Origin of the sequence: Paenarthrobacter sp. CAP02, from assembly GCF_040137855.1 — a bacterium.
Classification (GTDB): domain Bacteria; phylum Actinomycetota; class Actinomycetes; order Actinomycetales; family Micrococcaceae; genus Arthrobacter.
Map to the genome: position 1 here is coordinate 22224 of NZ_JBEEII010000009.1, position 26220 is coordinate 48443.

At 64.7% G+C, this 26220-nt stretch carries 28 protein-coding genes, 1 pseudogene and 1 riboswitch; of the genes and pseudogenes, 13 read left to right on the forward strand and 16 right to left on the reverse strand.

Features of this window, described 5'->3' with window-relative positions:
* Positions 1–125: 125 nt before the first annotated feature.
* A complete protein-coding gene (locus ABHM97_RS15725) occupies positions 126–623 on the forward strand; it encodes a sigma-70 family RNA polymerase sigma factor (RefSeq protein ID WP_211713707.1) in 498 nt (165 codons plus the stop codon).
* Entirely contained in the window at positions 620–1294 is a 675-nt protein-coding gene (locus ABHM97_RS15730; RefSeq protein WP_235517763.1) for an anti-sigma factor family protein, read from the forward strand. Before ABHM97_RS15725 ends, ABHM97_RS15730 begins: the two co-directional genes overlap by 4 nt.
* A gap of 3 nt (positions 1295–1297) precedes the next feature.
* Here the strand turns inward: ABHM97_RS15730 and ABHM97_RS15735 are convergent, their stop codons facing one another.
* The 3 genes from ABHM97_RS15735 to trmB are packed head-to-tail and all read right to left on the reverse strand — an operon-like array spanning position 1298 to position 3107.
* On the reverse strand, positions 1298–1786 hold the full coding sequence (locus ABHM97_RS15735) for a type II toxin-antitoxin system RatA family toxin (protein ID WP_349471418.1): 489 nt from the start codon (positions 1784–1786) through the stop codon (positions 1298–1300).
* Position 1787: 1 nt separating this feature from the next.
* Complete coding sequence (locus tag ABHM97_RS15740) at positions 1788–2180, reverse strand: hypothetical protein (RefSeq protein ID WP_349471419.1); 393 nt, start codon at positions 2178–2180, stop codon at positions 1788–1790.
* Positions 2181–2201: 21 nt separating this feature from the next.
* Positions 2202–3107: a tRNA (guanosine(46)-N7)-methyltransferase TrmB gene (gene trmB, locus ABHM97_RS15745; protein ID WP_235517760.1), complete on the reverse strand. Its 906-nt coding sequence runs from the start codon at positions 3105–3107 to the stop codon at positions 2202–2204.
* Positions 3108–3281: 174 nt separating this feature from the next.
* Here trmB and ABHM97_RS15750 point away from each other — a divergent pair, with 174 nt between their 5' ends.
* Together ABHM97_RS15750 and ABHM97_RS15755 are read left to right on the forward strand one after the other, a co-directional pair.
* Positions 3282–3842, forward strand: coding sequence for a pyridoxamine 5'-phosphate oxidase family protein (locus ABHM97_RS15750; protein WP_349471420.1), 561 nt, complete (start codon positions 3282–3284; stop codon positions 3840–3842).
* Positions 3843–3912: 70 nt separating this feature from the next.
* Positions 3913–5190, forward strand: coding sequence for a CynX/NimT family MFS transporter (locus tag ABHM97_RS15755; protein ID WP_349471421.1), 1278 nt, complete (start codon positions 3913–3915; stop codon positions 5188–5190).
* Between the two features lie 72 nt (positions 5191–5262).
* Here the strand turns inward: ABHM97_RS15755 and ABHM97_RS15760 are convergent, their stop codons facing one another.
* Both ABHM97_RS15760 and ABHM97_RS15765 read right to left on the reverse strand, forming a co-directional pair.
* A complete protein-coding gene (locus tag ABHM97_RS15760) occupies positions 5263–6555 on the reverse strand; it encodes an MFS transporter (RefSeq protein WP_235517757.1) in 1293 nt (430 codons plus the stop codon).
* Positions 6556–6586: 31 nt separating this feature from the next.
* Positions 6587–7804: a M20 metallopeptidase family protein gene (locus tag ABHM97_RS15765; protein ID WP_349471422.1), complete on the reverse strand. Its 1218-nt coding sequence runs from the start codon at positions 7802–7804 to the stop codon at positions 6587–6589.
* Positions 7805–7943: 139 nt separating this feature from the next.
* Between ABHM97_RS15765 and ABHM97_RS15770 the strand changes: the two genes are divergently transcribed.
* Genes ABHM97_RS15770 through ABHM97_RS15780 form a run of 3 tightly spaced genes read left to right on the forward strand, consistent with a single transcriptional unit; the run spans position 7944 to position 10032 of the window.
* Positions 7944–8981: an Lrp/AsnC family transcriptional regulator gene (locus ABHM97_RS15770; protein WP_349471423.1), complete on the forward strand. Its 1038-nt coding sequence runs from the start codon at positions 7944–7946 to the stop codon at positions 8979–8981.
* A gap of 57 nt (positions 8982–9038) precedes the next feature.
* Positions 9039–9452, forward strand: coding sequence for a hypothetical protein (locus ABHM97_RS15775; protein WP_349471424.1), 414 nt, complete (start codon positions 9039–9041; stop codon positions 9450–9452).
* Positions 9442–10032, forward strand: a complete 591-nt coding sequence (locus ABHM97_RS15780; protein WP_349471425.1) for a hypothetical protein — start codon at positions 9442–9444, stop codon at positions 10030–10032. Before ABHM97_RS15775 ends, ABHM97_RS15780 begins: the two co-directional genes overlap by 11 nt.
* A 197-nt stretch (positions 10033–10229) precedes the next feature.
* On the opposite strand, the gene ABHM97_RS15785 is transcribed toward ABHM97_RS15780, so the two are convergent.
* From ABHM97_RS15785 to soxR, 3 genes are all read right to left on the reverse strand, one after another.
* On the reverse strand, positions 10230–10958 hold the full coding sequence (locus tag ABHM97_RS15785) for an SAM-dependent methyltransferase (RefSeq protein WP_349471426.1): 729 nt from the start codon (positions 10956–10958) through the stop codon (positions 10230–10232).
* Between the two features lie 63 nt (positions 10959–11021).
* Positions 11022–12368, reverse strand: a complete 1347-nt coding sequence (locus ABHM97_RS15790; protein WP_502921300.1) for an amidohydrolase — start codon at positions 12366–12368, stop codon at positions 11022–11024.
* 119 nt (positions 12369–12487) lie between these two features.
* Entirely contained in the window at positions 12488–13012 is a 525-nt protein-coding gene (soxR, locus tag ABHM97_RS15795) for a redox-sensitive transcriptional activator SoxR (protein WP_349471427.1), read from the reverse strand.
* On the opposite strand from soxR, the gene ABHM97_RS15800 reads away from it, so the two are divergent.
* Both ABHM97_RS15800 and ABHM97_RS15805 read left to right on the forward strand, forming a co-directional pair.
* Positions 13011–14426, forward strand: a complete 1416-nt coding sequence (locus ABHM97_RS15800) for an MFS transporter (protein ID WP_349471428.1) — start codon at positions 13011–13013, stop codon at positions 14424–14426. The genes soxR and ABHM97_RS15800 overlap by 2 nt on opposite strands.
* A 424-nt stretch (positions 14427–14850) precedes the next feature.
* Positions 14851–16569, forward strand: a pseudogene (locus tag ABHM97_RS15805) (DEAD/DEAH box helicase).
* 145 nt (positions 16570–16714) lie between these two features.
* Here the strand turns inward: ABHM97_RS15805 and ABHM97_RS15810 are convergent.
* The 5 genes from ABHM97_RS15810 to ABHM97_RS15830 all read right to left on the reverse strand — a co-directional run bounded on the left by ABHM97_RS15810 (position 16715) and on the right by ABHM97_RS15830 (position 20019).
* Entirely contained in the window at positions 16715–17365 is a 651-nt protein-coding gene (locus ABHM97_RS15810) for an MBL fold metallo-hydrolase (RefSeq protein ID WP_349471429.1), read from the reverse strand.
* Positions 17366–17369: 4 nt separating this feature from the next.
* On the reverse strand, positions 17370–18374 hold the full coding sequence (locus tag ABHM97_RS15815) for an aldo/keto reductase (RefSeq protein ID WP_349471430.1): 1005 nt from the start codon (positions 18372–18374) through the stop codon (positions 17370–17372).
* A gap of 210 nt (positions 18375–18584) precedes the next feature.
* On the reverse strand, positions 18585–18950 hold the full coding sequence (locus tag ABHM97_RS15820; RefSeq protein WP_255773722.1) for a DMT family transporter: 366 nt from the start codon (positions 18948–18950) through the stop codon (positions 18585–18587).
* A 2-nt stretch (positions 18951–18952) separates the two neighbouring features.
* A complete protein-coding gene (locus tag ABHM97_RS15825; protein ID WP_349471431.1) occupies positions 18953–19267 on the reverse strand; it encodes a DMT family transporter in 315 nt (104 codons plus the stop codon).
* A 9-nt stretch (positions 19268–19276) separates the two neighbouring features.
* A riboswitch (guanidine-III (ykkC-III) riboswitch) is annotated at positions 19277–19342 on the reverse strand.
* Between the two features lie 56 nt (positions 19343–19398).
* Positions 19399–20019, reverse strand: coding sequence for a HutD/Ves family protein (locus ABHM97_RS15830; protein ID WP_349471432.1), 621 nt, complete (start codon positions 20017–20019; stop codon positions 19399–19401).
* Positions 20020–20116: 97 nt separating this feature from the next.
* On the opposite strand from ABHM97_RS15830, the gene ABHM97_RS15835 reads away from it, so the two are divergent.
* The gene (locus ABHM97_RS15835) at positions 20117–20713 is read left to right on the forward strand and encodes a phosphoribosylanthranilate isomerase (RefSeq protein ID WP_257369723.1); all 597 of its coding nucleotides are present in this window, start codon (positions 20117–20119) and stop codon (positions 20711–20713) included.
* Between the two features lie 137 nt (positions 20714–20850).
* Positions 20851–21252 carry a YccF domain-containing protein gene (locus tag ABHM97_RS15840; RefSeq protein ID WP_211713733.1) on the forward strand — a complete coding sequence of 134 codons (402 nt, stop codon included), beginning with the start codon at positions 20851–20853 and terminating at the stop codon, positions 21250–21252.
* Here ABHM97_RS15840 and ABHM97_RS15845 read toward each other — a convergent pair.
* From ABHM97_RS15845 to ABHM97_RS15855, 3 genes are read right to left on the reverse strand one after another with little or no spacing between them, the layout of a single operon-like run.
* Positions 21249–23009: a sialidase family protein gene (locus tag ABHM97_RS15845; protein ID WP_349471433.1), complete on the reverse strand. Its 1761-nt coding sequence runs from the start codon at positions 23007–23009 to the stop codon at positions 21249–21251. The genes ABHM97_RS15840 and ABHM97_RS15845 overlap by 4 nt on opposite strands.
* 49 nt (positions 23010–23058) lie before the next feature.
* Entirely contained in the window at positions 23059–23823 is a 765-nt protein-coding gene (locus ABHM97_RS15850; protein WP_349471434.1) for a 2-phosphosulfolactate phosphatase, read from the reverse strand.
* Entirely contained in the window at positions 23820–24689 is an 870-nt protein-coding gene (locus ABHM97_RS15855; RefSeq protein WP_349471435.1) for a DUF4031 domain-containing protein, read from the reverse strand. Before ABHM97_RS15855 ends, ABHM97_RS15850 begins: the two co-directional genes overlap by 4 nt.
* Positions 24690–24989: 300 nt before the next feature.
* Here ABHM97_RS15855 and ABHM97_RS15860 point away from each other — a divergent pair, with 300 nt between their 5' ends.
* Both ABHM97_RS15860 and modA read left to right on the forward strand, forming a co-directional pair.
* Positions 24990–25400, forward strand: coding sequence for a TOBE domain-containing protein (locus ABHM97_RS15860; RefSeq protein WP_235517734.1), 411 nt, complete (start codon positions 24990–24992; stop codon positions 25398–25400).
* Positions 25397–26188: a molybdate ABC transporter substrate-binding protein gene (modA, locus tag ABHM97_RS15865; protein WP_349471436.1), complete on the forward strand. Its 792-nt coding sequence runs from the start codon at positions 25397–25399 to the stop codon at positions 26186–26188. The genes ABHM97_RS15860 and modA overlap by 4 nt, the downstream gene beginning before the upstream one ends.
* Positions 26189–26220 lie beyond the last annotated feature (32 nt).

The window sequence follows — 26220 nt, forward strand, 5'->3', positions numbered from 1 at the left end:
GGCCGGCCGGGATGAGTCGGCGCTAACCCCTACGACGCGGATGGGGGAAGAATGGTTCACGGGACTGAACCGTTTCTGCGCGGCAGGCGTCGTATGAGCGAAGGGGCAACCGGGAAGGGGTGGATATGCCGCTGGATGAGGACGTGGTGGCTGCGATCTACCGCGACCACGGCACGGCCCTGAAGCGCTTTGTGCTCAGCTGCACACCGGACGCCCACCAAGCCGACGATGTTGTGCAGGAGACCATCCTGAAAGTGTGGCAGCATGCCCCACAAATCACGGGCAGCCTCCGCAGCTACCTCTTCCGCACGGCACGCAACGTGATCATCGACAATTATCGGAAGGCGCAGCGCCGTCCTGCCGAAACCGGAGAACACGACCTTCCCGACCATGCCGCCACCGAACGCGTCGATGAGCTGCTGAACCGGGTCCTCATGGAGGAGGCCCTGCTCCGGCTCAGCCACGAACACCGCGAGGTCCTGGTGGCCTTGCACTACCAGCGGTTCACCGTCAGTGAGGCAGCACTGCAGCTGAACATCCCGGCGGGAACCGTAAAATCCCGGGCTTTCTATGCTGTGAAAGCCCTCCGAACAATCCTTGACGAAATGGGGGTGGAACGATGAACGGCAACTCCGTCCACCAATTGCTGGGCGCCTATCTTTTGGGCGGGCTCGACCCCGTGGAGGAGGCCGCCTTCCGGGACCACCTCGCCCATTGTGCCGACTGCCGTCACGAGCTGGAGGAACTGGAAAGCCTCCCCGCCTTGCTCGACGCCGTCCCCGCGGCTGACGCTGTCGCCCTCACCGCGGCGGGGGGTGCCGGCGCCCTCGCGCCGCTGGAACCTCTGCCCGAGGCGCTTCCGGAGAAGGTGCTGGTCGATTTGTCGGTCCGCAGGCGGAAATCACGACGCCGGTGGGCGGCTCTGGTGGGTGCAGTCGCCGCTGCTTGCCTGGCAGTTGGGTTCCTTGCCGGGCCGCTGCTGAACCAGGCACCGAAGCCTGATGCGAGCTACTCGCTCCAGTCGGACAGCGGATTACAGCTGACGGTGGGCATGGTGAAGAAAACTTGGGGCACCGAGCTAGAGGTGGAAGGCCGGAGCATGCCCCTCCAAGGGACGTTGTATTTGTGGGTGAAGGGCAGGGACGGGGCCGAGGAACGAACCTGTGGCTGGACAGCCACACCAAGCGGCCGGATCAAGATCACCGGCGCAACCCCGGTGCAGTTGGCGGGCATTGCCGGTGTTGAGTTGCGTGACGACACCGAGAAGACCGTGGCGTCGATTTCGGTGCCTTAGGCCTCAGCGCTCCGTGGCCTCCTGCGACCGGAGCTCTGCCACGAGGGCAGGATCCTCGCAGGCCTTGGCGAACGCCTCGATGCGTCGCTCGATTTCCCGGCCAAGCAGCCAGCTGCCGATCCGCTCTGCCACCGGCTTCAGCAGCGCCGGGCGGCACGAAAAGGTGTACTTCCAGACTGCCCGGGTGCCGCCGTCGTCCGCTGTGAACCGCCAACCGCCACCAAAGTTCTCAAAGAACCAAGGCCCGGTGACCATGGTCATGCCCACGTTGCGCGGTGGCGTGTACGAGACGTATTCGCTGACCATTTTCAGGCCCATGCGTGACACAGTCTTTGTGCGCACGCCCTTGCCGGCCGTCGTGGCGCCGTCCAGGAAGCTCTGCGAAGAGATGAATGGATCCCACTTGAGACGGAAGGCGCCAGTGGTCTGGGAGAGCGCGAAAGCTGTTTCGGGATCGAGGCGGATGAGGCGCTCGGCGCGGACCTGCGGCATCTTAGTTCCCCTGCCCCGCGCCGACCACAAGGAAGACCATGAAGACCACACCAAAAATGTTGACCGCCATGATCGCAAGCCCGATGATGCCGGTAATGCGGCCCGCGTTCATTCGCCCGGCCCGGAACACAGCGATCAGCCCACAGACCACGGCCACGATGGCGAGCAGGACAGCGACACCCGCCAGCACCAAAGCGCCGAACCACCAGGCATCGTTGCCCTGGTTGTAGCGGCTCACCGCCGAAGCGACGGCTGCTACGCCCAAGGGGATGCTGACAACGGCCGCGATGGGTGAAAGGACCGCGGAGATGATGCTGGTGATGCCGGCGCCCAGGCCACGATTGCTGGGCCGTTGGGGTTGCTGGTAGTAATCGACCGGTGGCTGGTAGCTCATGATTCCCCCAATAAGTCCTGGCTAGATCTTGCGGTATGTGAGGTCGAAAATCATGCGGCCGGCCTCATGGGCTTTGTTCTCGAAGCTCGTCCGGATGCGGCCCTCGAAGCGCGGAGCCCAGCCGCCCTCCTGGTCCACGCCTTCGTTCGGGCCCGTGTGCTCCGTGCTGACCGGGGCGCGGCCCTCCCGGACCGGAGCGCCACCCACAACGGACTCGACGCCGGATTGCCAGACTTGCGTCAGCGGGCTCTCCTCGCCACTGCGCTCGCCGTCATGCATGTTCTCAAACTCCGTGGAGCCGGCCAGGACTTCCCGGACGTGCACGGCATAGTTGGACCAGTCCGTGGCGATGCGCCAGTAGCCACCCTTTTCCAGCGCCTTGGCCGCCACGGCCGCGAACGCCGGCTGGATCAGGCGGCGCTTGTGGTGCCGTGCCTTATGCCAGGGATCGGGGAAGAACACCCAGAGTTCGCTGACCGACCCGGGCGGAAGCATGGACTCGAGAACCTCGGGAGCGTTGGCTTCCACGACGCGGACGTTGGTCAGCCCGCGGCTGTTGATCTTGATGATGGTGTTGGCCAGTCCCGGCGTGTAGACCTCGACGGCCAGGAAGTCCTTGTCCGGGTTCTGCTCGGCTGCGTGGACCACGGCATCGCCCAACCCGGAACCGATCTCGACGATCAGCGGAGCCTTGCGACCAAACACGGCCTCGGCGTCGAACGTGTAATCCGGGTGGACCGAGGTGTTGGCGACGTGGCGGGGCACCTGGATGGCCCAGCGCTCGGCGTGCTCTTCCCAAGCGGCCTGCCTGCGGCCCTGCAAGCGGGTGCCACGGCGCACAAAGCTGACCGGGCGGCCGCCGTAGGTGCCGAACGAAGCCTGGGTGCCGGGCGTGACTGGTCGCGGGGAATCTGGGGTTTCACTCATCCCTTCCAGAATACTTTGGTTCGGATGCGGGGATTCTCTGCGTTCGGGATCAGACCACCAGCGCCAGTCCGCGGCCGCGCCCGGGGGAGTTGTGCCCTGTGGATAGAGTTGCCTGATGCTGGAGATCCGCCCGAACTGTGAATGCCGCGTTGTGTCTCCCGGTTGGCCAGGGCAATGAACACAAGCGGCGAGACGCTGGAGCAGGTGCTGGGATCCTTGGTGGCGGCCACGGAGGGGCGCACCCCTTTTACGCTCGGTTTCCTGGGCACCACGGGAGCGGATGGAGGACCACGGGTCCGTGCGGTCATCGTCCGGGAAGTGGACCGCGCCGCTGGCCGGCTCATGGTGGCCACCAATACCCTGTCCCGTAAGGTCGCCGAGATTGACCACCAGCCACGGGTGGCACTGACCTTCTACGACGACGACCGCGGGGTTCAGTTGCGCATCAGAGGTGATGCCGCGGTGGTCGAAGATGAGAAGGAACGACGCCGGGCATGGGAGCGGTTCAGCCCGAGCAGCCGGCACCTTTATGCGTCCCGCCTGGTTCCGGGAACTCCCCTCCCGGATCGGCCTGCTGATGGCCCCGATGATGACGAGACGGCCGTGGAGCGTTTCGCCTGGATCAGGATCGACATGACGGATCTGGACTGGTTGGACCTCTCGGGCGACCCCCACATCCGCTGGCAGTTCACCCGCGACGGCGGTGGCTGGCACGGACAGGAAATCGTCCCCTGAGATCGGGTCACATCGGGGGCAATGGCTGCCAGCTGAAGTCCAGTAAGCACCGGCTGACAGAATAGGACGTGTGACCTCCTCCCAGAAGCCCGGCTACCCCACGGATCAAGTCCCGCAGTCAATCGCGGTAGACGCCGAAACCAACGAAGAACCACCTGCTGACCCCACGCAGTTGCGCGGCAAGAGGGGCCTGGTTTACCTGGCCATCTGCCTGGTGCTCATTGGCTTGAACCTCCGGACGGTCTTCTCGAGTTTCTCCGCGGTGCTTCCGGAAATCACGTCCGACGTCGGCCTGCCGGGCTGGGCGCTGGTTGTCCTCACCACTGTGCCGGTCACCTTGTTGGGCGTCTTCGCGCCTCTGGCTCCCATCCTTGCCCGCAGGTTCGGGGCCGAGCGGGTGCTGCTCGGGGCCATGGTTGTCCTCACCGCGGGGTTGCTCCTGCGTCCGGCCGACATAGGCGGTGCCGGACATCTCCCTACGCTCTTGATCGGAACGGCGGCGTGCGGTGCCGCAATCGCGTTGTGCAACGTGCTTCTTCCCGGCGTAGTAAAGCGGGACTTCCCGCACCGGCTGGGCCTGATGGGTGGGCTCTACACAACGGCCATCTGCGCGTCCGCCGCACTTGGTGCGGGCTTCACGTATCCGGTGTTTGCGGCTACCGGGCAGTGGACGTCGGCATTGTGGTTCTGGGCGGTTCCAGCCGCCGTCGTGCTTTTGCTTTTCCTGCCGTTGGCAGTCCGCCAGCCCACGGTTAAACACCAGGCCGTTCGCAGTGGCGCGAACGTTTGGCGTTCAGCGGTGGCATGGCAGGTCACCCTGTTCATGGTGCTGCAGGCCATGATGTCCTTCAGCGTGTTCGCCTGGATGGCGCCGATTCTGCGTGAGCGGGGAGTCGACGGCGGAACGGCCGGGCTGATCGTGTCGGTGTCGATCGTGCTCCAGATGTTTGGCTCGCTGTTTGCCCCGGCCCTGGCTACACGCTTCAAGGACCAACGGATCATCAACACGGTGGTGGCGCTCATGACGGGTGGCGGGTTTGCGCTGACGATCTTTGGCCCGACGGAACTCATCTGGGTCTGGACCGGGCTCAACGGCCTGGGTCAAGGTTCCCTGACTGCCGTGGCCCTGACCATGATCATGGTCCGAACCCGGGACTCCCACACGGCAGCGAATCTGTCCGGGATGATGCAGGGTGTGGGCTACGGAGTGGGTTCTGTTGGCACCTTGATGGTGGGCCAGCTTCACCAGGCCACGGGCGGCTTTGCTGCAGCGGGCATCCTTTTCCTGGTGATCGGGGTACTCGCCGCCTTCTTCGGCTACCGCGCTGGCCGTGACCGCTTCGTTTAATGTTGTGAGGCCCGCTCTGCACCCCAAAACCTCGGGTAAGCATGCAGGGCGGGCCTCGCAACGAAAGAGAGCCTAGACGGTGAGGTCCTTGCCCTTCGTTTCCGGAATCGAGAAGGCGAACACGATGCCCACCAGCAAGAGGATCACCGCGTAGACATTGAACAGGTAGCCCTGCCCGATGCTTCCGAGCCAGGTCTGCAGGTACGGAGCTGTGCCACCGAAGGCGGCCACGCAGATGGAGTACGGGACGCCGACGCCGATGGTGCGGATGTGCGTCGGGAACAGCTCCGCGTAGACAGCAGGAACAATGGCTGCGCTGCCTGCGATGAAGAACAACATCACGGACATGGACACTGCCAACTGCCAGGGTGAATCCTTCAGCAGCCACGTCATGGGGAAGTGCAGCAGTGCGGCGCCCGCGGACGAAGCGATGATGACGGGCTTGCGGCCGATCCGGTCGGACAGTTTGCCCCAGAACGGCAGGGCTGCGATGAAGACAACATTTGCGATCACACCCGCCCACAGGGCCGCACCGCGGTCCATCTTCAGGGAAGTCGCCGCATAGCTCGGAGCCACAACGCCCCAGATGTAGTACACAACGGTCAGGCCAACGGTGAGGCCGATAACCTGCAACGCCTGCTTGCGGTACTTGACGATCTGCGGCCAGACCGGCAGTCGCTTCTCTTTGGGGGCCTCAGCTTCGAACGCTTCGGTTTCCTTCATCTTGGCCCGCATAACCAGGGCGTAGACACCCAGCGCGCCACCCACGAGGAACGGGATCCGCCAGCCCCACGCGCTCATCTCTTCCTTGCTCAGTACAGCGGTGAGGATAGCGCCCAGCAACGTTCCCGCGAGGATTCCGGCCGTGCCGGAGGTGTAGATGAGGGTGGCCCAGAAGCCGCGCTTTTCCTTTGGAGCCATTTCAGACAAATACGTTTGCGACGACGGCAACTCACCACCGTGCGCCAGGCCTTGGATGAGGCGGGCCACCAGAAGCATCACCGAAGCGAACGCGCCCACAGCTGCGAACGTCGGTGCGATACCGATCATGAGGCTGCCCACTGCTCCCAATGCCACTGCGAAAGTCATGGATGTTTTACGGCCGATGCGGTCGCCGATCCAGCCGAAGACGAAACCGCCGAAGGGTCGGGCAACGAACCCGACGGCGAAGATCGCCAGGGTGGACAGAACGGCTGACGTGGGGTCCGCCTGACTGAACAAAGCGCTCGCAATGAAGGGCGAGAACGTGGCGTAGATGGCCCAGTCGTACCATTCGACGGCGTTGCCAATGCCCGTTCCGACGAGCGTTCGCACATGGGACTTGTGGACTTTGACCTCGGGGGTCGTTCCTACGGTAGCGGTCATGTCATTCTCCAAGTGGGGGAGGGGCTGGGAGTCAGTTGCCGGCGAGGGCAGCGATGCGGGACACGGCGAGTTCGGCGTACAGCGCGGCACCGTCGGTGAGGACGCCGTCGTCGAACATTGCGTAAGGCGAGTGGTTGAACGGCGACGTTGTGTGGTCGGCGCCGGGGGCAACGGCGCTCAGCCCCACGAATGTCCCGGGAACTTCGGCGAGGACCCGGGAGAAATCCTCGGATCCGCTGAGCGGTGTAGCCATCCGGGTGTGGCGGGAGTCGCCGAACATTCCGGCGATGACCTTCTCCGCAGTGGTGGTCTCGTGCTCGTTGTTGATGGTGAGGGGGTATTCCTCCTGGTAGTGCACGTCCACCTCCAAGCCGTGGGCTCCTGCGATGCCCTGGAGCAGCCGGGGTACCACTTCCATCATCTTCTGCCGGGACGCTTCGGAGAAGGTCCTGATGGTTGCTTCGATGCGGGCAGTCTCGGGGATGACGTTGCGCTTGGTACCGGCGTGCAGGACACCGACTGTCAGGACCACGGGATCGAACATGTTGAACTGGCGCGTGACCATGACCTGCAGTGCGGTGACCATCTCGGCCGCGGCGGTCACGGGGTCCTTCGCAGCGTGCGGGGCCGAACCGTGGCCACCCGCGCCCAGCACCGTGACCACCAGGCCGTCGGAGGAGCTCAGCATGACGCCGGGCTTGGTGACGAATTGGCCGTGGGGTTCAAGGGAGGAGAAGACGTGCATTCCGTAGGCGGTGTCCGCACGACGGCCGGCGGCGTCCAGGACGCCCTCCTTCAGCATGTAGCTTGCACCGTCGTAGCCCTCCTCGCCGGGCTGGAACATGAGGATGACATCTCCGGCCAGCTGGTCGCGACGCTCCGCGAGGATTGTTGCCGCGCCGGCAAGCATGGAGGTGTGGAGATCGTGGCCGCAGGCGTGCATGGCGCCGTCCACCCGGGACGTGTAATCCACGCCGGTGCGTTCCTGCACCGGAAGTCCGTCCATGTCCGCACGCAGCAGCACGACGGGCTTCTCGGCTGAGGCGTGGGCGGCGCCGCCGCGCAGAACCGCGGTGACCGACGTCGTTTCCTTGCCGAGCGTAATCTCGTAGGGGAGTCCGTCCAGCGCCTTGAGCACCTTTTCCTGGGTGCGGGGAAGATGCAGGCCGATCTCCGGTTCACGGTGGAGGTCATGGCGGAGTCGGACGATGTCGTCCTGCATTTCCTTGGCGTCGGCCACGATGGTCATTTGTGCTCCTGGTGCTTGGGGGGCGGGTTCCTTAAGCCATTGTGGGGTGACGTGATTCACATGCTCCTAAACATCTGAAAATATGCACTAAATCTCGCGATATTGCAGGAATCATGCACTGGTTCTGGATAATGGACTCATGGAACTCAGCGAGGAAGACCTGCGCCTGGTCAACGCACTCCAGATTTCGCCCCGGATCAGCTGGTCCGACGCCGGTCAGGTACTAGGCGTCCACGGCACCACGCTGGCTGCCCGATGGGAGCGCCTCCGGGCGGCAGGTGCAGCCTGGACCACGGCCCACCTGATGGGTGATCCGAAGGACATGTGCCTGGCCATGGTGGACATCGACTGCGAGATGCACCTCAGGCCCAACGTCACGGCCGCTGTTGCCCAGCTCCCCGAAGTGATCACTGTGGAAGAGGCGGCCAGTAACCGCGACCTCACTCTCACCGTCATCACCCAGGACCTGGAACAGTTCAGCACCCTGTTGCTTCCCAAGCTGAAGGAAATCCAGGGGCTCACCAAGTACCAAACGGCCCTCTGCACCCGGATCCACACCAGCGGCTACGCCTGGCGGCTCAACGTTCTCACCAAGGCGGAGCAGCAGGCGCTGCGGAGTCTCGCGGGGCCCGAGTCGGCCAACCCCTCAGCGCAGGACGCGATCGTGGTCCCGCTCCCGGAAAGCCACCTGGCCCTCATCCCATTCCTCGCCCGTGACGGACGCGCTACCGCTGCGGAAATTGCCCGCGCCTTGGGTCGGAATCCAGCCACCGCCCAGCGACAACTCGGGCGTGTGCTGGCCAGCCGCATGCTGTCCTTCCGCTGCGAAATTGCCCAGCAGTTCTCCGGTTTCCCTGTCACGGTTCAATGGTTCGCGAACGTTCCAGCCGGAGAACACGAAGCCGCCGCCACGGAACTCCGGGCCATCAGGAACACCCGCTTTTCGGCATCCACCACGGGACGCACCAACTTCACCATGATCATGTGGCTGCGTTCATTGGCCGACGTCATGGAGTTGGAGCTCATGATCCAACAGCGCATTCCGGGCATTGAACTGGTGGAAAGCGTGGTCATGTTGAACACGGCAAAGCGCGTCGGCTGGATGCTCAACCCCGACTCCACTGCCACCGGGCAAGTGGTTCCGGCGTATGGAGAGCTGCTTCCGGACGGCGTTTAGCTAGGACTTTCGGCGATAAATGGCGGTCTTTTGCAGCGCTGTTTGGCGTGCACGCACATGCTCGGCTCCGCCGGCATCGAAAAGGACATCCGGAACACCTCGGACCTCCATGTCCCCGCCGGACAGGTCTACGCCACCGAAGCCGCAGGTGATGGCCTGGCCCAAATGGGTCGTTTTCAGCGCCAGGACCCGCGGATGGAATCCTTCGGCGCCAAAGTATTCTCCTCAGAAACGGCCACGATCGACGGAACCGAGTATCACGGCACCACCGAACACAACACACTGGTACACGGATCAGACAAGAGCGGCTACGGCTACCTCGACCAGGACACCACCGCCCTGCATGAAGCGGCCCTCACCACCACCGGCCACGGCGACCTTATCCTGCCAGGCATGCGACCTCAACCGTCTCTGCCCTTGGAGTTGCAGGCCGTTGAACAACTCAGGGAAAGTGAACCCCATGCCCCATGAACCCAAAAACCGGCACAAGGCCTGCCGTATCCTCGCCGCGGTGGTCTTCGCGGCCATCACGCTGAGCGCCTGCACACCCAATACCACGGAGAACCCCATGAGCGGCTCAAACCCCAGCGACCCCGCGACAGTCAAAGCCCAGGTAACAGAACTCAAACAAGCCCTCGCGGACCTCCACGCCTTCAAGACCGAAACCCAACAAGTCATCGGACCTCACAAATGGGCCGATGAAGGCCTCCGAAACATGGCCTGCCGCACACCCGACGGGCAAGAAGGCGTGAACTACAGCATCCTGAGCCTCACGGCCGACCCCGTCGATCTGAAGGCTTCAACAGACGCCGTCAAGACGTTCTGGGAATCCAAGGGCTTCACCACCCGAGTCGAAACCAACCCCCAGGAGCCTGGCCTCATCCGCCTCTACGCCAACCAGGACGGCGGACACCTCATCTCCTACTTCGCAAACATCAAAGGCTCCAGCCTAGAGATGAACAGCGCCTGCGTCGCAGGAGACCAACACGCCATTTACAAAGAGCTCGATAGGCAGGAAGCAAGCGCCTCGCCCACTGAGACTGGAAAGTAGAACCTCTGACAGCGAGCGTTCCCTCAGTGCTGAATCGATGCGGGCTGACGGCCATTGCTCTCTCGGCCAGTGCCGTCCTGCTGCTGACAGCCGGATGCGCCTCCATATCCACTTCTCGTGAGTCCACAGATCAGAGAGCGATGTGACGTCCGCCCCTTCTCTCGGGCGTATATGCGTTTAGCCCCCTGGCTTCGTCGTCAGCCGCGCCCCGGGCCCAGTTTGGTGGCCTTGAGGACGGCGTCCAAAGTGGTTCCGGCTTCGCCGTGGGGCCCGGACACTGCGCGCTTTCTTTCGTCCAACACCTCTACCTGCCAGCTGTCGCTGCTGCCCACGCCGAGCTCAGCGGCCAGTTGCTCCGGGGTGAAGAACATGCCGGAATCATGGTGGTGGCTCCACTCCGGGAGCCCCTGTGGGTGGTGCCCCACGATCAACAGGGTTCCGCCGGGCGCCACGGCAGCTGCGGCCTTTACCGCGGAGTCCTGCCACGGCAACAGGGGAGAGTGCAGGAAATGGGCTGACACCAGATCGAATTCAGGCTGCGGCGCCCATTCCGTGAGGTCCTGCTGCTGCCAGGTGATCAGGTCCGCGTACTCGGTTTCCGCAGCGTGGGCTGCTGCCCGTTCAAGCGCGACGGCGGACACGTCCAGTGCCGTAACGGTCCAGCCTTGCGCTGCCAACCAGATCGCGTCCCCGCCCTCTCCGGAGCCCAGATCCAAGGCCTTGCCCGGCTGCAAACCCGTGACCTCGGCAACCAACTGCGGGTTGGGGTTCCCGCTCCAGATTTTCGCCCGCTCCCGGTACATGCCGTCCCACATGTCCACGGCATTGTCAGCGTCTTCGTGGAGGTTGAGCCCGGTCTGTTGGGCACCATCATGGGTGTGGTCGCCGTGCTGGTGGGTGCCGGCGTCGTGCAGGTTTTCAGTCATGGGACAAGCGTGCCGTGCGCGACGCGCTCAAGGCAACGGCTGTTGCCGTTTCGGCAAAAGCGCCTAAAGCCCGCCCGCCGGGTGGCCGGGCCCGCGGTCACCGCCGGCCGGTGCCTTGAGCCACGCCAGAGCGGCAACGACGACGGCGGCCGTGCCCGTCTGGAGGGTCGGGTCGATGACGGGGGCGAACCGGGGCGAATGGTTCGCTGGGATGTCCTGTGAGACGGTGCCGGCGGCCGCAGCCTTCGCGTACTGTTGCGGGTCGGTTCCACCGATACCCCAGTACGTGTACGGAACCCCCAAGGCGTTGGGAATGTCGCTGAAGTCCTCACTTGCCGATTGTCGGTCCAGGGTTATGGCCCGGTCTCCGAAATGGTCGGTGAAAGCGGCGGCAACCCTCGCTGTCACCTGAGGATCGTTTTTCGTTAGCGGGTAGTGGTCGTAGAGTTCGAATTCCGGCTCCTGGGGTGATCCGGCGGCTATGCACTCGCCGGTCACGATCCGTTTCACCGCCTCAAGGATCAGGTGGCGTATGCCGTCGTCGAAAGTGCGGATGTTCAGCTCCAGTACGGCCCGGTCCGAAATGATGTTGCTTTTCGAACCGACAGTCATTCGCCCAATGGTGAGAACGGCGAACTCCCCGGGCGGCACCTCACGGGAAACCACGGTTTGTAGCCGCAGCGCGATCGACGACGCCAGGATCACCGGATCCACCGCGAGCTGGGGCATGGATCCGTGGCTTCCCCGTCCAAACACGGTAATCCTCATGCTGTCGGCGCTGGACAGGACAGCGCCCGGGCGCGTGCCCAGGGTTCCGGAGGGGAATGCCAGAACGTGTTGAGCCAATGCGACGTCGGGCTGGGGGATTAGCGTGGCCAGGCCGTCGTCGATCATGGTGCGGGCGCCGTCGGCCAGTTCCTCCGCAGGCTGGAACAGTGCCAGGAAGGTCCCCTGCCAGGCGGGTCTTTTCGCGGCCAGCAACTTCGCCGCTCCCAGCAGGCAAGCGACATGGACATCATGGCCGCAGGCATGGGACACGGGGACTTCCGTTCCGGTGTCATCCGGAGCGGTGTCCTTGCTTGCGTAGTCCACCCCGGTTTCCTCGGCGACAGGCAGTGCATCCATGTCCGCGCGGACAAGCACTGTGGGCCCTTCACCGTTCCTCAGAATCCCGACAACGCCGGTTGTGCCGATGTTCTCCAGGACCTCGAAGCCAAAGCTCCGCAGCTCCTTGGCCACGATCGAAGCTGTCCTGACTTCCTGGTTGCCAAGTTCCGGGTGCCGGTGGATATCCATGTACAGGTCTTCCTGCCAGGCCCGGATGTCCCGCTGACCAGCCGAAACGACCGCGTTCGAACCGGCACTGCTGCTGTTGGCACCCTGCAACGGTTCGAATGCTGGTGCGCTCATGGCTGTTCCTCCCTGATGACACTGCCGGAGCCTACTTCGGCAAGTGTCCGCCCGAACATTGGTGCCTGCAAGGCCCGCGTCATCCGTCGGCGGGGGTCATCGCCTACTGCGCAAACCGGTCAGGTCGGTGCGTTCCAGCGCTGCGCCCCCGCGCCGGATGCGCCAAGTTCATCGGACGGGTTCTGCAGCGTGCACGACTTCAGGCTGAGGCAGCCACAGCCGATGCATCCGTCCAGATCGTTGCGCAGGTGTTGAAGAGCCGCGATCCGTTCGTCCAGTTCCTTCCGCCAGCGCAGCGACAGTTTGGCCCAGTCGTGCCTGGTGGGGGTGCGGCCCTCCGGCAGCGAATTCAACGCCTCACGGATGTCCTTCAGGGGCAGACCGACCCGTTGGGACGTCTTGATGAACGCGACCCGTCGGAGCGTATCGCGCCGGTACCGCCGCTGGTTTCCGGCGGTCCGCTCGGCGTGGATGAGCCCGTTGCGTTCATAAAAGTGCAGGGCCGACGCCGACACTCCGCTTCGTTCTGAAAGCTCGCCGATGCTGAGGGGCCGGTGCGTCTCAACAGGTGTCATGTGTTGCTCCGGAGAAAGGGTGTGGTGGATTGACCTCAACATTAGTTGAGGTTCTAGGGTAGCGTGCATGACCACTGACACCCCAACGGCCGGGATACTCGGCCGTCCATACCTGCTTGCCACCGTAGGGGCCTGCGCGCTCGTTTTCCTCAGCGCGTTCGAGTCCCTAGCGGTGACCACCATCATGCCGCTCGTGAGCCGCGACCTGGACGGAGCCGCCCTCTACGCGCTGGCCTTCGCCGGCCCGCTGGCTACCGGCGTGATGGGCATGGTGGGTGCCGGAAACTGGTCTGACAGGCGTGGTCCCGCAGCGCCGCTGTACTCCTCGGTGGCGCTCTTTGTTCTTGGCCTCCTTATTGCCGGGACCGCGGGGTCCATGGAGATCCTGGTGGTCGGCAGGTTGGTCCAGGGACTCGGTGGCGGCGCAATGACAGTGGCGCTGTACGTGTTGGTGGCGCGCGTTTACCCGCCTGCCCTGCACCCCAAAATCTTCGCGGCCTTCGCGGCGTCCTGGGTGGTGCCTTCCCTGGTGGGTCCCTTCGCTGCTGGTGTGGTCGCCCAGCTGAGCAGTTGGCACTGGGTGTTCCTCGGTGTCGTAGGCCTGGTGGTGCCGGCGTTGCTGATGGTGGTTCCCGCAGTGCGGGGAATGGACTCCGAACCCCCTGCGGATCCCGTTCCGTGGGCCTTCGGACGCATGGGATGGGCAGCCCTGGCGGCCGTCGCCGTCCTGGGACTCAACTTGTCCGCAGAGGTGCCGGGCGTCGGCGGGGTGATTGCCGCCGTCGCCCTTGTCCTTGCGCTGGTGGCCTTGCGACCTTTGGTGCCGCAGGGGACCCTCACCGCCCGCCGGGGATTACCCAGTGTGATCCTGGTTCGTGGGCTGGCATCGGCCGCGTTCTTCGGCGCCGAGGTGTACCTGCCGTACCTGTTGACAGAGCGGTATGCGTTCACGCCCACGTTCGCGGGCCTCACGCTGACCGGTGCTGCGCTCGCATGGGCGGGGGCGTCGGCGATCCAAGGCCGGCTTGGTGGCCGCTTGGCTGACGACCTCGCTATCAAAATCGGTGCCTCGCTGGTCCTGGTCGCCATTCTTTCGACCCTGGCGACGGCGGCGTTCGCCCTTCCAGCAGCTGTAGCCATCGGCGGTTGGATCCTGGCTGGCGGAGGAATGGGGCTCATGTATCCGCGGCTCTCCGTCATGACGTTGGCCCTCTCCACGCCGGAGAACCAGGGCTTCAACAGCGCGGCCATGTCCATTTCCGACTCCCTGGGCGGGGCGCTCTCCCTTGCCGCCACCGGGCTGGTCTTCGCGGCCTTTACGACGACGAACTCGTTTGCGGGGGTCTTCGCGCTGACGGCGGTAGTCGCCGTCGTCGGGGTTGTCATGGCTCCGAGGGTCGCCGCCCGCCCGGGCTCCTCCGATGCTCCGGGCGCGGCGGATCCCCAACCCGCCGACCCCCAAGCCGAACTCACGCGCCCCTGACGCGTTGTGAGGCCTGCTCAGCAGGGTATTCCGCCCCGAAACCCTGTTGAGTGGGCCCCGCAACGCCGAGAGGGCGAGTTGTGAGGCCCGCTCTGCACGCTATTCGAGCCCGGATGCGTGTTTAGCAGGCCCCGCAACGCACCCCTGACCTGCCCCGATGCGGGTCCCGCGCCCGGATACTGCTAAGATGGGGTTACTTGATGTGCGGTGACGCCCTGAAGCAGGTGGCCTGAAAGGCTACGCGGCGGGGCATTTTTCATGTGAGAGGCACATCCTGCGTCGATGAACGCGTTCCATTTGGTCCCGGCCACCGCTGATGAAGCGAACCGGTAGACCACCTGACTTTTCCTCGGCGAACCCCTGGCCCAACCGGCGTCGGGGGCCGATGTCCGCAATTGGACACCGCCCGAAAGACATGAAGTTTATGACTACTTTTGCTGCCCTTGGCACGCCCAAGGCCATTGCTGAATCCCTCGCTGCAACCGGCATCGAAGAGGCATTCCCCATCCAGGTCAAGACCCTCCCTGACACGCTCGCAGGCCGCGACGTACTGGGCCGCGGCCGCACCGGCTCCGGCAAGACCATCGCTTTCGCCATCCCGCTCGTGGCCCGCTTGGCCGAGCGCGAAGCAAAGCACTTCCGCAAGCCGGGACGCCCCATGGGCCTGGTCCTTGCCCCGACGCGTGAACTGGCAACCCAGATCAACGCCACCATCGAGCCGATGGCCAAGGCCATGGGCCTGAACACCACGGTCATCTACGGCGGCATCTCCCAGGCACGCCAGGAAAAGGCGCTGCGCGCCGGCGTCGACATCGTCATCGCCTGCCCGGGCCGCCTCGAAGACCTGATCCGCCAGCGCATCCTGACCCTCGAAGCCGTTGAGGTCACCGTGCTGGACGAGGCCGACCACATGGCCGACCTCGGCTTCCTCCCCGTGGTCTAGAAGCTCATGGACATGACCCCCACCCAGGGTCAGCGCCTGCTCTTCTCCGCGACGTTGGACAACGGTGTTGACAAGCTGGTCAACCGTTACCTTTCCAACCCGCTGACGCACTCTGTTGACGATCCCCAGGCCGCCGTCACCACCATGGAACACCACGTCCTGGTGGTCAACGACCAGACCGTCAAGAAGCAACTCATCGTTGAACTGGCCTCCGGCGCCGGACGCCGCGTCCTCTTCATGCGGACCAAGCACCACGCCCGCAAGCTTGCAAAGACCCTCACGGACGCCGGCATCCCCGCCGTCGACCTGCATGGCAACCTGTCGCAGAATGCCCGCGACCGCAACCTTGCCGAGTTCTCCAACGGTGACGTCCGTGTCCTGGTGGCCACCGACGTCGCAGCCCGTGGCGTGCACGTTGACGACGTCGAACTCGTCATCCACGTGGACCCGCCCACAGAGCACAAGGCATACCTGCACCGCTCCGGCCGTACGGCCCGCGCAGGTTCCGATGGCACCGTGGTCACGCTGACGCTTCCCGAGCAGCAGAGCGACGTCAAGAAGCTCATGAAGGCTGCCGGCGTTGACGTCTCCTTCGAGCGCGTCACGGCCAACTCCCCGTTGGTTGCCGACCTCGTGGGCGACATCGCGGACAAGGTTGACCCCCGCACCCGTGCAGCCCTCCTTGCAGCCAAGGCACCGCAGGGTGGCGGCACCTCCACCGGCGCCAACGCCCAGCGCAAGCGCGCCCGCCGTTCTACCCAGGGCGCACCCACCGCGGGTGGCCGTGGCGGTCGCAACGGACGCGGAAAGGTCGCGGCTGAGCCGGTTCGCACCGACGTCAACCGCGCCGAGCGTCGCGCAGCAATGAACGACGACGTCGCCCGCAGCCCCCGTGGCCGCGGCAAGGCAGGCGCCACTCACCGCAATGACGTTCCCGGCTCGCAGGGGCAGGGTGGCCGCAGTGGCCGTCCGGCTACCGGCCAGCGTGCAGCTTCGGCTCCGCGTTCGGCTTCGACAACGTCGACGCGCACCGGTGGAAACAAGGCCGTATGGTCTTCCAACACCGGTGGTACGTCCGGGGGATCCTTCGGTTCAGGTTCGGGTAACTCCGGCCGCAGTGGTTCCGGTGCCGGTCGTCCGGCTCGCAGCGGCCCGCGCCGTGCGTCTGCTCCGGCTTCGAACGAGCGTCGCGGCCGCTAGCACTGGCGTTGTGAGGCCCACTCTGCGCGCTATTCCCTGGGTTTAGGGCGCAGAACGGGCCCCGCAAATTGGGAGCCTGCGTTGCGAGGCCCACTCTGCGCGCTATTCCCTGGGTTTAGGGCGCAGAGCAGGCCCCGCAACGGGTTTACCAGCCGCGTGCGCGCCACTCCTCAAGGTGTGGCCGCTCGGCTCCGAGGGTCGTGGGCAATCCGTGGCCGGGGTGCACCAGGGTTTCGTCCGGATAGGAGTCGAACAGTCGTTCCGACACGTCGTTCAACAGAGAAGTGAAGCGTGCAGGATCTTTCTGTGTGTTGCCGACGCCTCCCGGAAACAGCGAGTCTCCACTGAAAATGTGGGCCGGCCCGTCCGGATCCTGGTAAACGAAAGCGATCGAGCCCGGGGTGTGTCCACGCAGGTGGACCGCCGTGAGCTCAAAGCCGTCGAACCGCTCAACGTCGCCGTGACCGAGCCGGACATCCACCGGAACGGGCAACGCATCGGCGTCGTCCGCTCCAGCGGAAGTGCTTGCGCCGGTGGCGGCCACCAATTCCTCCAACGCTCGGACGTGGTCCCAGTGCTGGTGGGTGGTGGCGATCCTCGCCAGTTTGGTGGGGGCCGACGAATCAACCGCGCTGTCCTGGAGGAGCTGCTGGATGGCGGGCAGGTCATCGGCGGCATCGATCAGCACCTGTGTTCCCGTGGACTTTGAGGTCAACAGGTAGACGTTATTGTTCATCTCGCTGACCGAAATGCTGCGGATGGTGACGTCACGGAGTGAATGAATAAGCGAGTCCATGCCTTCAGCCTACGTTGCCGGCTTCGCGGCCTTCCGATACCCAGTTGGGGTCGGCGGATCGTGAACCGACGACGGCGGACGCGGCCTGGTCCAGCAGCTCAACGTGCGCTTCTCCCAGCTGCAGGGAGAGTGCGCCCAGGTTCTCGTCGATCCGGTGCGCTTTGCGCGTGCCGGGAATGGGAGCCACCGGAATCCCAAGGCGCTGACCTTGGGTGAACAGCCAAGCCAGGGCTACCTGGGCCGGAGTTGCATCCAGCCCACTGGCTACCTCGCGGACCGCGGCCACGACGGCCTGGTTCGCATCAAGTGCCTCGCCACCAAAACGGGGGACCCTGTGGCGGAAATCGTTCTCGCCAAGGTCGCTCGCGCTGATGGTTCCCGTCAGGAACCCACGGCCCAGCGGCGAGTACGGCACAAATCCCACGCCAAGATCCTTGGCTGCAGGAACAACGTTGAGCTCAACATCCCTGCTCCAGATTGACCATTCACTCTGGACCGCGGCAATGGGATGGACGGCGTTGGCCTGCCTGAGCTCCTCGGCAGTCACTTCTGACAGGCCGAGGTGCCGGACCTTGCCCTCACGGACCAGTTCCGCCATGGCCTCCACGGTTTCCACTATCGGAACGCGGAGGTCACGGCGGTGCATGTAGTAGAGGTCAATGACGTCAGTGTCCAGACGGCGGAGGCTCGCTTCCACCGCCTGCCTGACGTAGGGTGCATCCCCGCGGACTCCCGTGTATCCGTCCGCGGGGTTGCCCTCAATTCCAAACTTGGTGGCCAGCTGGATCTCGTCCCGGCGATCCTTGAGCAGCCTGCCCACGAGTTCTTCGTTGCTGCCCGCGCCATAAACATCTGCGGTGTCGATGAACGTGATCCCCGCATCCACCGCGTGTCTGAGGGTTTTGAGGCCCTCCTCAGGATCGATGCCCCCGTACACCGGGGTCAGGGCCATCCCGCCGAAACCGAGGGGGCTGACAGTGAGGCCGTCGCCGAGCTGAACTGCAGTCATGACTTCTCCAATGCGCGTTTGGGTGCTCTTTATCAGTGCTCTCCTTGGCATGAACCTGACGCGACGCATGGGTATTCCTGCGCTCCCTCCCAGTTGGTCCGGTGATGCCCGGTCACCTTGGACGCGGGCTCCCGTCATTCCGGGGTTTCCGCGTGCAGTCGGCGGGGTGCGGGGGGAGGCAACTGGGAAGGAGCGGTGCGGCAGGGGCACCTACTCGGGCTTGGCCACAGGCTTCTCGGTAGGCAGGGCCTTCAACCCGGCAGCACAGCCTACGATCCCCGCGATGAAGAGCAGCTTCAGCGGGCTCGCGGACTCGACGCCCGTGATCATTGCCCAGCCAACAGTCAGCGCCGCGCCGATCCCCACCCACACTGCGTAGGCGGTACCCAGGGGAATGCGTTTCACCGCGAAGCCAAGTCCGAGCATGCTCAGGACGGCAGTAACAGCGAAGACGATGGTGGGTGCGAGCCGCGTGAAGCCGTCGGAGAGGCCCAAAGCGGTGGCCCAGACGGCTTCGAGGATGGCCGATGCCAGAAGGATGATCCAGAAGATGCCGGTGTTCTTGGTGTTGGTCATGGCTATGCCACCACCTTCAGGCCCACCACGCACGCGCCGATGCCGGCGAGCAGGAGCAGCCGGGCCGTCGTCGCGCGTTCGACCTTGGTGACCATGGCGTACGTCGCTGTCAGTACCACGCCAACACCAACCCACACCGCGTAGGCAGTGCCCGTGGGAATGGACTGCATGGCGATAGCGAGTCCGGCCATGCTGGCAATCACAGACACGAGGAACACCACGGTGGGGACGGGTCTACGGAAGCCCCTGGAACGGTGGAGTGCTGCGGCCCAGACGGCCTCAAGCGCACCGGAGAGAATGAGAATTAACCACGACATGACATTTCCTTTGGCCAGTCTTGTCGCGTGCCGGGTACTGAACCGTCGTCCGGAGGTCCCAGAGCGGAACCTTCATTTCAGGCTAGCAACTCCCGCACTGGGTGGCCACTTCCGGTGGTTAAGGTCACCAGTTACGGTTCTACGTGGTCGATCGAGATCACTGCCACGAAACCCCGGCCCGAGATCTCCGGGCTGCGTGAGTCCGAGCCCACGACGGTGTCGTAGCGGGACAACTCGACAGGTTCGCCGGCGCTGGTAGCCGCGGAGTCGCCGTCGGACCCTTCATCAGCCGCCGCACCGGGGGCAACGGTGGCCTTTCCCTCCAACAAGACAGCCAACTGGCCCTCGAAGACAGGATGCGCACGCTTCTTGGAAATTTCGACAATGGACGTATAGCCCTTGAAAGCCCCGGTCCGTGCAATGACGTTGAGGTCCCGGATGTCGCCAGTGGGAAGCGTCGCCGCGGAGGCAGCCTCGCCGGAGAAGCGGAATGGCCGGTACTTCTCCAACGGGTGCTCGGAGCCATCGACCGTGAGGAGCAGCAGTTCGCCGTCGATGATGGTGATGACGCGCTCCATGCCCGGAAAAGTGGAGAACTCGCCGGCTTTTGCGACATCGGCGATGCTGACGCGCCAATCCCAAGCGCCATCCTGTGCCGAAGCGGCCTTCGGATGGCTGGCGAGTTCGCGCGTCACCCCGCCTCCGTTGCGCCACGGTTCAGGACGGATGTCGGCAAAGCGGATGATCTCCATTCGACCAGCCTAGTGGTGGACTGCGCTTCTTCGTTGACGATCCGGCTTGCTAACGTCATATGTGGAAAACGTTGCGAAAATGGCTGGAGGCGCGGGAATGTTCGTCAAAGTGTGCGGCCTGAGCACGCCCGAGTCTGTGCGCGAAGCCGTGGATGCCGGAGCGGACGCGGTTGGTTTCGTCCTGACCTCGAGTCCCCGCGAAGTCAGCCCGGACCAGGTCCGCGTCCTGCTGCCGTTGGTTCCTTCCTCGGTCAAGGCCGTCGGAGTGTTCCGCCACGAGTCCGCCGCTGACGCCGTGGAAACGGCACGCGCCGCCGGGCTCGATTGGGTCCAGTTGCACGGTCGGCGGACCGCCGACGACGTCAAAACAGTGCACGACGCCGGGATGCGGCTCATCAGGGCCGTCACTATGGGTGCCGGCCAGGACGAGTTCGCTGATCTGGGCGAGGACCTGTTCCTGGTCGATGCCGCAGTTCCGGGGTCCGGGGAGGCCTGGGATTACGCGTCCGTGCAGGAGAAGGGGCTTGACGGCAGGGACTGGCTGCTCGCAGGAGGCCTCGAACCCGGAAACGTGGCCTTCGCTGCCACCGCGGCCGCAGCATGGGGTGTGGACGTCTCCTCGGGTGTTGAGGCATCGCGTGGCGTGAAGGATCTGGCGAAGATCCGCGCGTTCGTCGAAGCCGCCAAAGCCTGACCCTCCCTCACATCCCACCCGCTTCAGGCCAACCCTCCCTCACATCCCGGCCCAGTATGGGGCTGCACCACAAGTCAGGGAAGATTCAGGGCAGACCCCTAGGCGTTTTGTCTGACCCAGAGGGGAGAATGAAGACTATGAAAACGATCCTTAACGTCATCTGGCTTGTCTTCGGTGGGTTCTGGCTTGCACTGGGATATTTCGCCGCCGGCATCATCTGTTGCGTGCTCATCGTGACCATACCGTGGGGCATCGCCTCGTTCCGGATCGGCGCCTACTGCCTTTGGCCTTTCGGTCAGATGGTGGTCGAGAAGCCCGGCGGAGCAGGGGTTTTCGCGCTCCTCGGAAACGTCATCTGGCTGCTGGTTGCCGGTATCTGGATTGCCATCGGCCACGTGCTGACAGCTTTCGCCATGGCGATCACCATCATCGGAATACCCCTGGCGATTGCCAACCTGAAGCTGATTCCGGTTTCGCTGATGCCGCTGGGCAAGCAGATCGTGCCCACCAACCAGCCGTTCGTCAGCACCTACCGCTAGGACGCCTTCACGGCACCGGTGCGCAGATCGAAACTGAACGTCCGGTCCAAACGCACCGGGCCTGCGGTAGGTCCGGACCCGCCGTCGGCCTTTACGGTGAAGACGAGGTCCAGCGACTCCCGCAGCAGGTCTGAATCGGTGATGGTGTACGTCGGCGTGAAGTACAGGATATGGCCGCCTGGCGGCAGGTTCGTGGGTGGGAAATCCTCGGCGTTGCCGTGCGGTCCAAGAAGTACGACGCCGGTCGCCGCCTGAGTGCCGACGTTGCGGACACGTCCGGTGAAGGCCAAGATGTCCCCGGCCTTGTATCCGGGGATGATGTCGCCGTAGTTGAGGTCCTGGGCTTCGCGTGTGCCCAAAACCTGCTCTTGGTCCGCGTATCCCTGGCCGATTTCCTTCCACGTTTGGATGTCCCACTGGCCGTCACTGTTGGAAGGAACCACATGGAAGTCGCCGGCATTCTGCCAGACAGCGGGACGGCCCGGAGTGATGGAGCGCAGTTCCATGTGAAAGACCAAGCCCCCGGATTCAGCCGCGGACTCCCCAGCGGTGGACACCTCCGCCGCAGACGCCCCAGCAGCCACCAAAACCGGGTCCGGGGCCGGCCCCAACTGGCCATTCAACTGCTGCGTCAGTTGCCCGGCCGGAATCGAAGCAAAAACAATCTCCCGGTACCCTTGCCGCTCGTAGAGAACCCCGATATTTCCGTCGGGTAACCGGGTGACGGTCGAGTACGCCGAGCTTCCGGGGCACACGATGAGCTTGGCGGGCCATGTGGCGCCGTTGTCCGGCGAGAGGCCCAGGACGGTGTTCCGGCGAAGATGCGGATCCTGGTTGTTGCTGGCCAGCAGCCAACGGGTGGTGTCCGGCTGCGAGGTGCCTGGCTCGGCAACCGGAACCACAGACGGAAGTCCGTCAAAGCGGGCAACAGATCCGTTGTCGCTCGGGTCCGGCATATCCGGGATGGGCTGGAGCGGACTCCAGGAAACCCCGCCGTCCTTCGAAAACGCAGACAAGCGGTGGGGGGTTGCCCGCGAGTGCAGGAGCAGTCGGCCGTCGTCGAGGCAGACAACCTTGTTTTCGTTGGGTCCTATGCCTGAAACGCCAGGGCCGATCAGCTCTCCCAAGGCCCAGTTTTCACCGTGATCGTCACTGAACGCCGAGGCGGCCATGATGGCGCCGTCCACCAGCACGACGAACTGCTGGACCAGTCGGCCCTTGTAGGGGCCGGTATGCATCTGGATTCCATGGCCTGCGGCAGCGAACAGCCCGGTGATCCGGCCTGTTTTGAGCTGGGCGGTGAGCCGGCGGTGCTGCCAGGTGTCGCCGTCGTCGTCTGAGTAGCTGAGATCGGCGTGCTGGACGTCGTCGTCCGGCTCCATGCCAAGGACGGCTTCAAAGAATCCCGCGTGCGTTCCGGCCGCGTGGAACATGAAAATGCGGCCTGTCTCTGCGTCGACCAGCAAACTGGGGTCACCGAAACCCTGGAGCCCAGATCCTGTGCGGACCACTTGCTGAGGCCCCCAGGTGTTCCCGTTGTCGTCACTGCGGCGCAGGAGGAGGTCTATGGGGTTGGGCAGGTCGTCCAGATTTGGGCGGCCGTCGTAAGCGGCCAACACGGTTCCCCGCGTGCTCACTGCAAGTGCCGGGATGCGGTACTGGCGGTATCCGCCCACCCCGCGCAGAGCCAGGACGTGCTCCACCGACGGTTCCGCGAGCGGAGGATGGCCCTGTGACGATTGGAGGTAGGAGGTCATACCTCCTAGTCTAAGGGCCTAGTCTAGGGGGCTAGTCCAGACGGCGCGGCTAGACGGCTTGGAAAGCCCCGTCCCGCAGGAGGGTCACAGTAGAGCTGGCGTCCAGCGCGGCGGCAATTTCGACGTCGTCCGCGTAGCCGGCATCCATGAGCTCCCTCCCGCTGGAACACCCGCGCAATACAGCCGCAAGCTGCGGTTCAGCGGCGTCGAAAGCCGCCGCTGCCGCTGCCGCCTCCGGGGAGAAATTGTGCCGCCCGGCCGCTGCGAGTCCAGCAATGAACGCGCCGGCCCCGAGCTGGTCTTCCAAAGCCGGCCGCAGTGCCCCGTGAGCCCACTTCTCACCCGCTGCGATCACGGCGATGACCGCGCCCTCGGGCAGGGTGGAGTGGACCCAGTCGGCTGTCGCGGCGGCGTTGCGAAGCGACACCGCCACCACCTGCCGGGCCGAGGCCGCGAGCTCATGGCTGATCGCCGAACCATTGGGTGAGGGCAGCACCACGCGGTCCAGCAGGTGGGCAGAGAGAAGGCTTGCGGGGGACAAGCTGAGGCCTTCCGAGCCCCGCGCGCCCGCCAACGCGGCCCCGTTGCGGGTGGCGAACTCGCTGGCCCCCACGTCCCCCTGAGGGTACGGGAAGACCAGGGCCCCGCGGTCCACGGCGACACTGACGCACGTGGTGAAAGACAGAACGTCAACCACCACCGCGAGGTCAGCTCCGGGAACAACTGATCGGGCGCCGTCGAGCCCCCATTCGAACCGCACCGCGTACGGCAGTTGGCGTTGCGGCGCTCCGGGTTCGCTCAACACGCTGTTCACGCCAGTTCGCCGGCGAGGTTCCGACGGGCGGCTTCAAGCCACAGCGCCTTGGCGCGTTCGCCGTGGAACAGCGGATCCAGGCCCAGGAGGTGGCGTACGACGGCGGCGCGCCCCTTCGCGAAGTCGTCGTCGCTGACGTGCGCGTAGTCTTCCCGGACGGCGGCCAGGTAGCGCGCGTACGATGATTCATCGCCGCCGAGCACGGAGAGATCGGCATCGCAGAGCAGGGCGCCGGCGTGGTCACCGGGTTGGGGGTCGTGCGAGGAGGTGAGCCGGACCAGCCGCGCAACTTCAGCTACGTCGTCGGGAGCCAAGCCTTCCGCGGACAGTCGGGCCTCGGCAAGGAGAGCGGATTCTTCCTCGTCCTGGCCGGCCACGCCCTCATAGACGGCATCATGGAACCAGGCCGCCAAGGATACCGTTCGGGCCGGGAGGGCCGGCTCTGTGAGGGTGTCCAAGGCTTCGAGGACCGCTAGCAGGTGGGTGCGGCTGTGGTACTTCCGGCCGTCCTCTCCCCAGCGTTCCAGCAGCTCAAGTCCCAGGCTTTCATGGCCGGGGTAAATGCTGTTCCAACGCTCCATCAGTGGCACCGTCAGTGCCTTGCTTCGCTCACGGGCGGGGATGCGGAGCCCGCTGGCGATGAGCTTGCGGACCAGGATCCGTGCTTCCACCGGGATGGCGCCGGCTGCGACGAGGTCCTCGTAACGGCGTTCGGGAACGTCGTAGTGGTCGCCGTCGAAGGCCCGTTCCGGAACCCCGGCGGCGGCCGCGAACGCGTGGAGCTCTTTCAGTGACTTATCTGAAACGAGGTGCGAGAACACGGTCCCGTGGGCCGGCCAGAGTGGTGGATCGACGTAGATGGCCATGGCCAAAGTGTACCGAAACGATCCTTCCCAGTTGCCGGCCATCAGGACGTCTACCGCCGTGCTTGCCGTCCCGGAAAAACGGGCGTCTGTGCCCGTGGTTATCACGGCAACCGGGAAGGAGCGCGGTGGACCGTTGGTGGGCTCAGGCTCCCCAAGAACAGGGTACGGCTGAGGACTGCTTATGGGCCAGAGTTCGACGGCGGCCTGCCGCCTTCGAGGTGTGGGGGCGGCCATGCGTCATATTTGGTTTGCGGAACAATCTTGGGATCTGAACCGTATCTGCGGAAGTAAACTGACACCATGCCGCAAATACGAATTTCCGAGGCCGCCCGCTTCCTGGGGGTCAGTGACGACACCGTGAGGCGTTGGACCGAGAATGGAACGTTGACACCGCAGAAGGACGGAGCGGGCCGCCTTGCTGTGGACGGGCTTGAGCTCGCCACGCTTGCCAGGGACCAGTCCCATCTCCCGGACGACCCCTCCCGCTCGGGAAGTTCGGCACGGAACCGCTTCGTCGGCCTGGTTACGGGGATCACGATGGACAAGGTCATGGCCCAGGTTGAGCTGCAATGCGGGCCTTTCCGGGTGGTGTCGCTCATGAGCAGCGAGGCCGTCCGGGAACTCGGCCTGGAACTGGGATCCGTGGCCACCGCCGTGGTTAAGGCCACCACCGTCATTATCGAAACCCCGCAGGGAAAGAGCATCATATGAGGACACGCATCGTGGCCGCGGCCATCGCTGTGGCATTAGCCGCCGCCCTTGGGGCCTGCGGCACAACGGCCCCCGCAACCACTCCATCGGGCAGCAGCAACACGTCCCGGCTGAGCGGAACAGTGACCGTCTTCGCTGCGGCTTCCCTCAAGTCCACCTTCACCCAGCTGGCCAAGGACTTCGAAGCCAAGAACCCCGGCACCAAGGTGACGCTGAGCTTCGCCGGTTCCTCGGACCTGGTCACCCAGATCACCCAAGGGGCGCCAGCGGACGTGTTCGCTTCGGCCGATACCAAGAACATGGCCAAGCTTGCCGATGCCAAGCTGCTGGACGGTACCGCAACGAACTTCGCAACCAATGTCCTGGAGATCGCCGTCCCGCCCGGCAACCCGGCGTCGATCTCTTCATTTGCGGACCTCGCCAAGCCCGGCGTAAGGGTTGTAACGTGTGCCAGCCAGGTTCCCTGCGGCGCGGCGACGGACACCGTGGAGAAGGCCGCCGGGGTCCCACTGAGCCCGGTCAGCGAGGAATCATCGGTTACCGATGTCCTGGGCAAAGTCACCTCGGGCGAGGCCGATGCGGGGCTGGTCTACGTCACGGACGTCAAGGGTGCCGGAGACAAGGTCAAGGGCATCGCCTTCCCGGAGTCGGATAAGGCGGTCAATACCTATCCCATAGCCACGGTAAGCTCCAGCCAGAACAAGGAACTGGCCGCGGCATTTATCGGCTCGGTGACCAGCGAGGCGGGTAAGAAGGTTCTCGGCAACGCCGGATTCGGCGCGCCCTAAGCACCACGCCCTAAGCACCGCGCCCTAAGCAC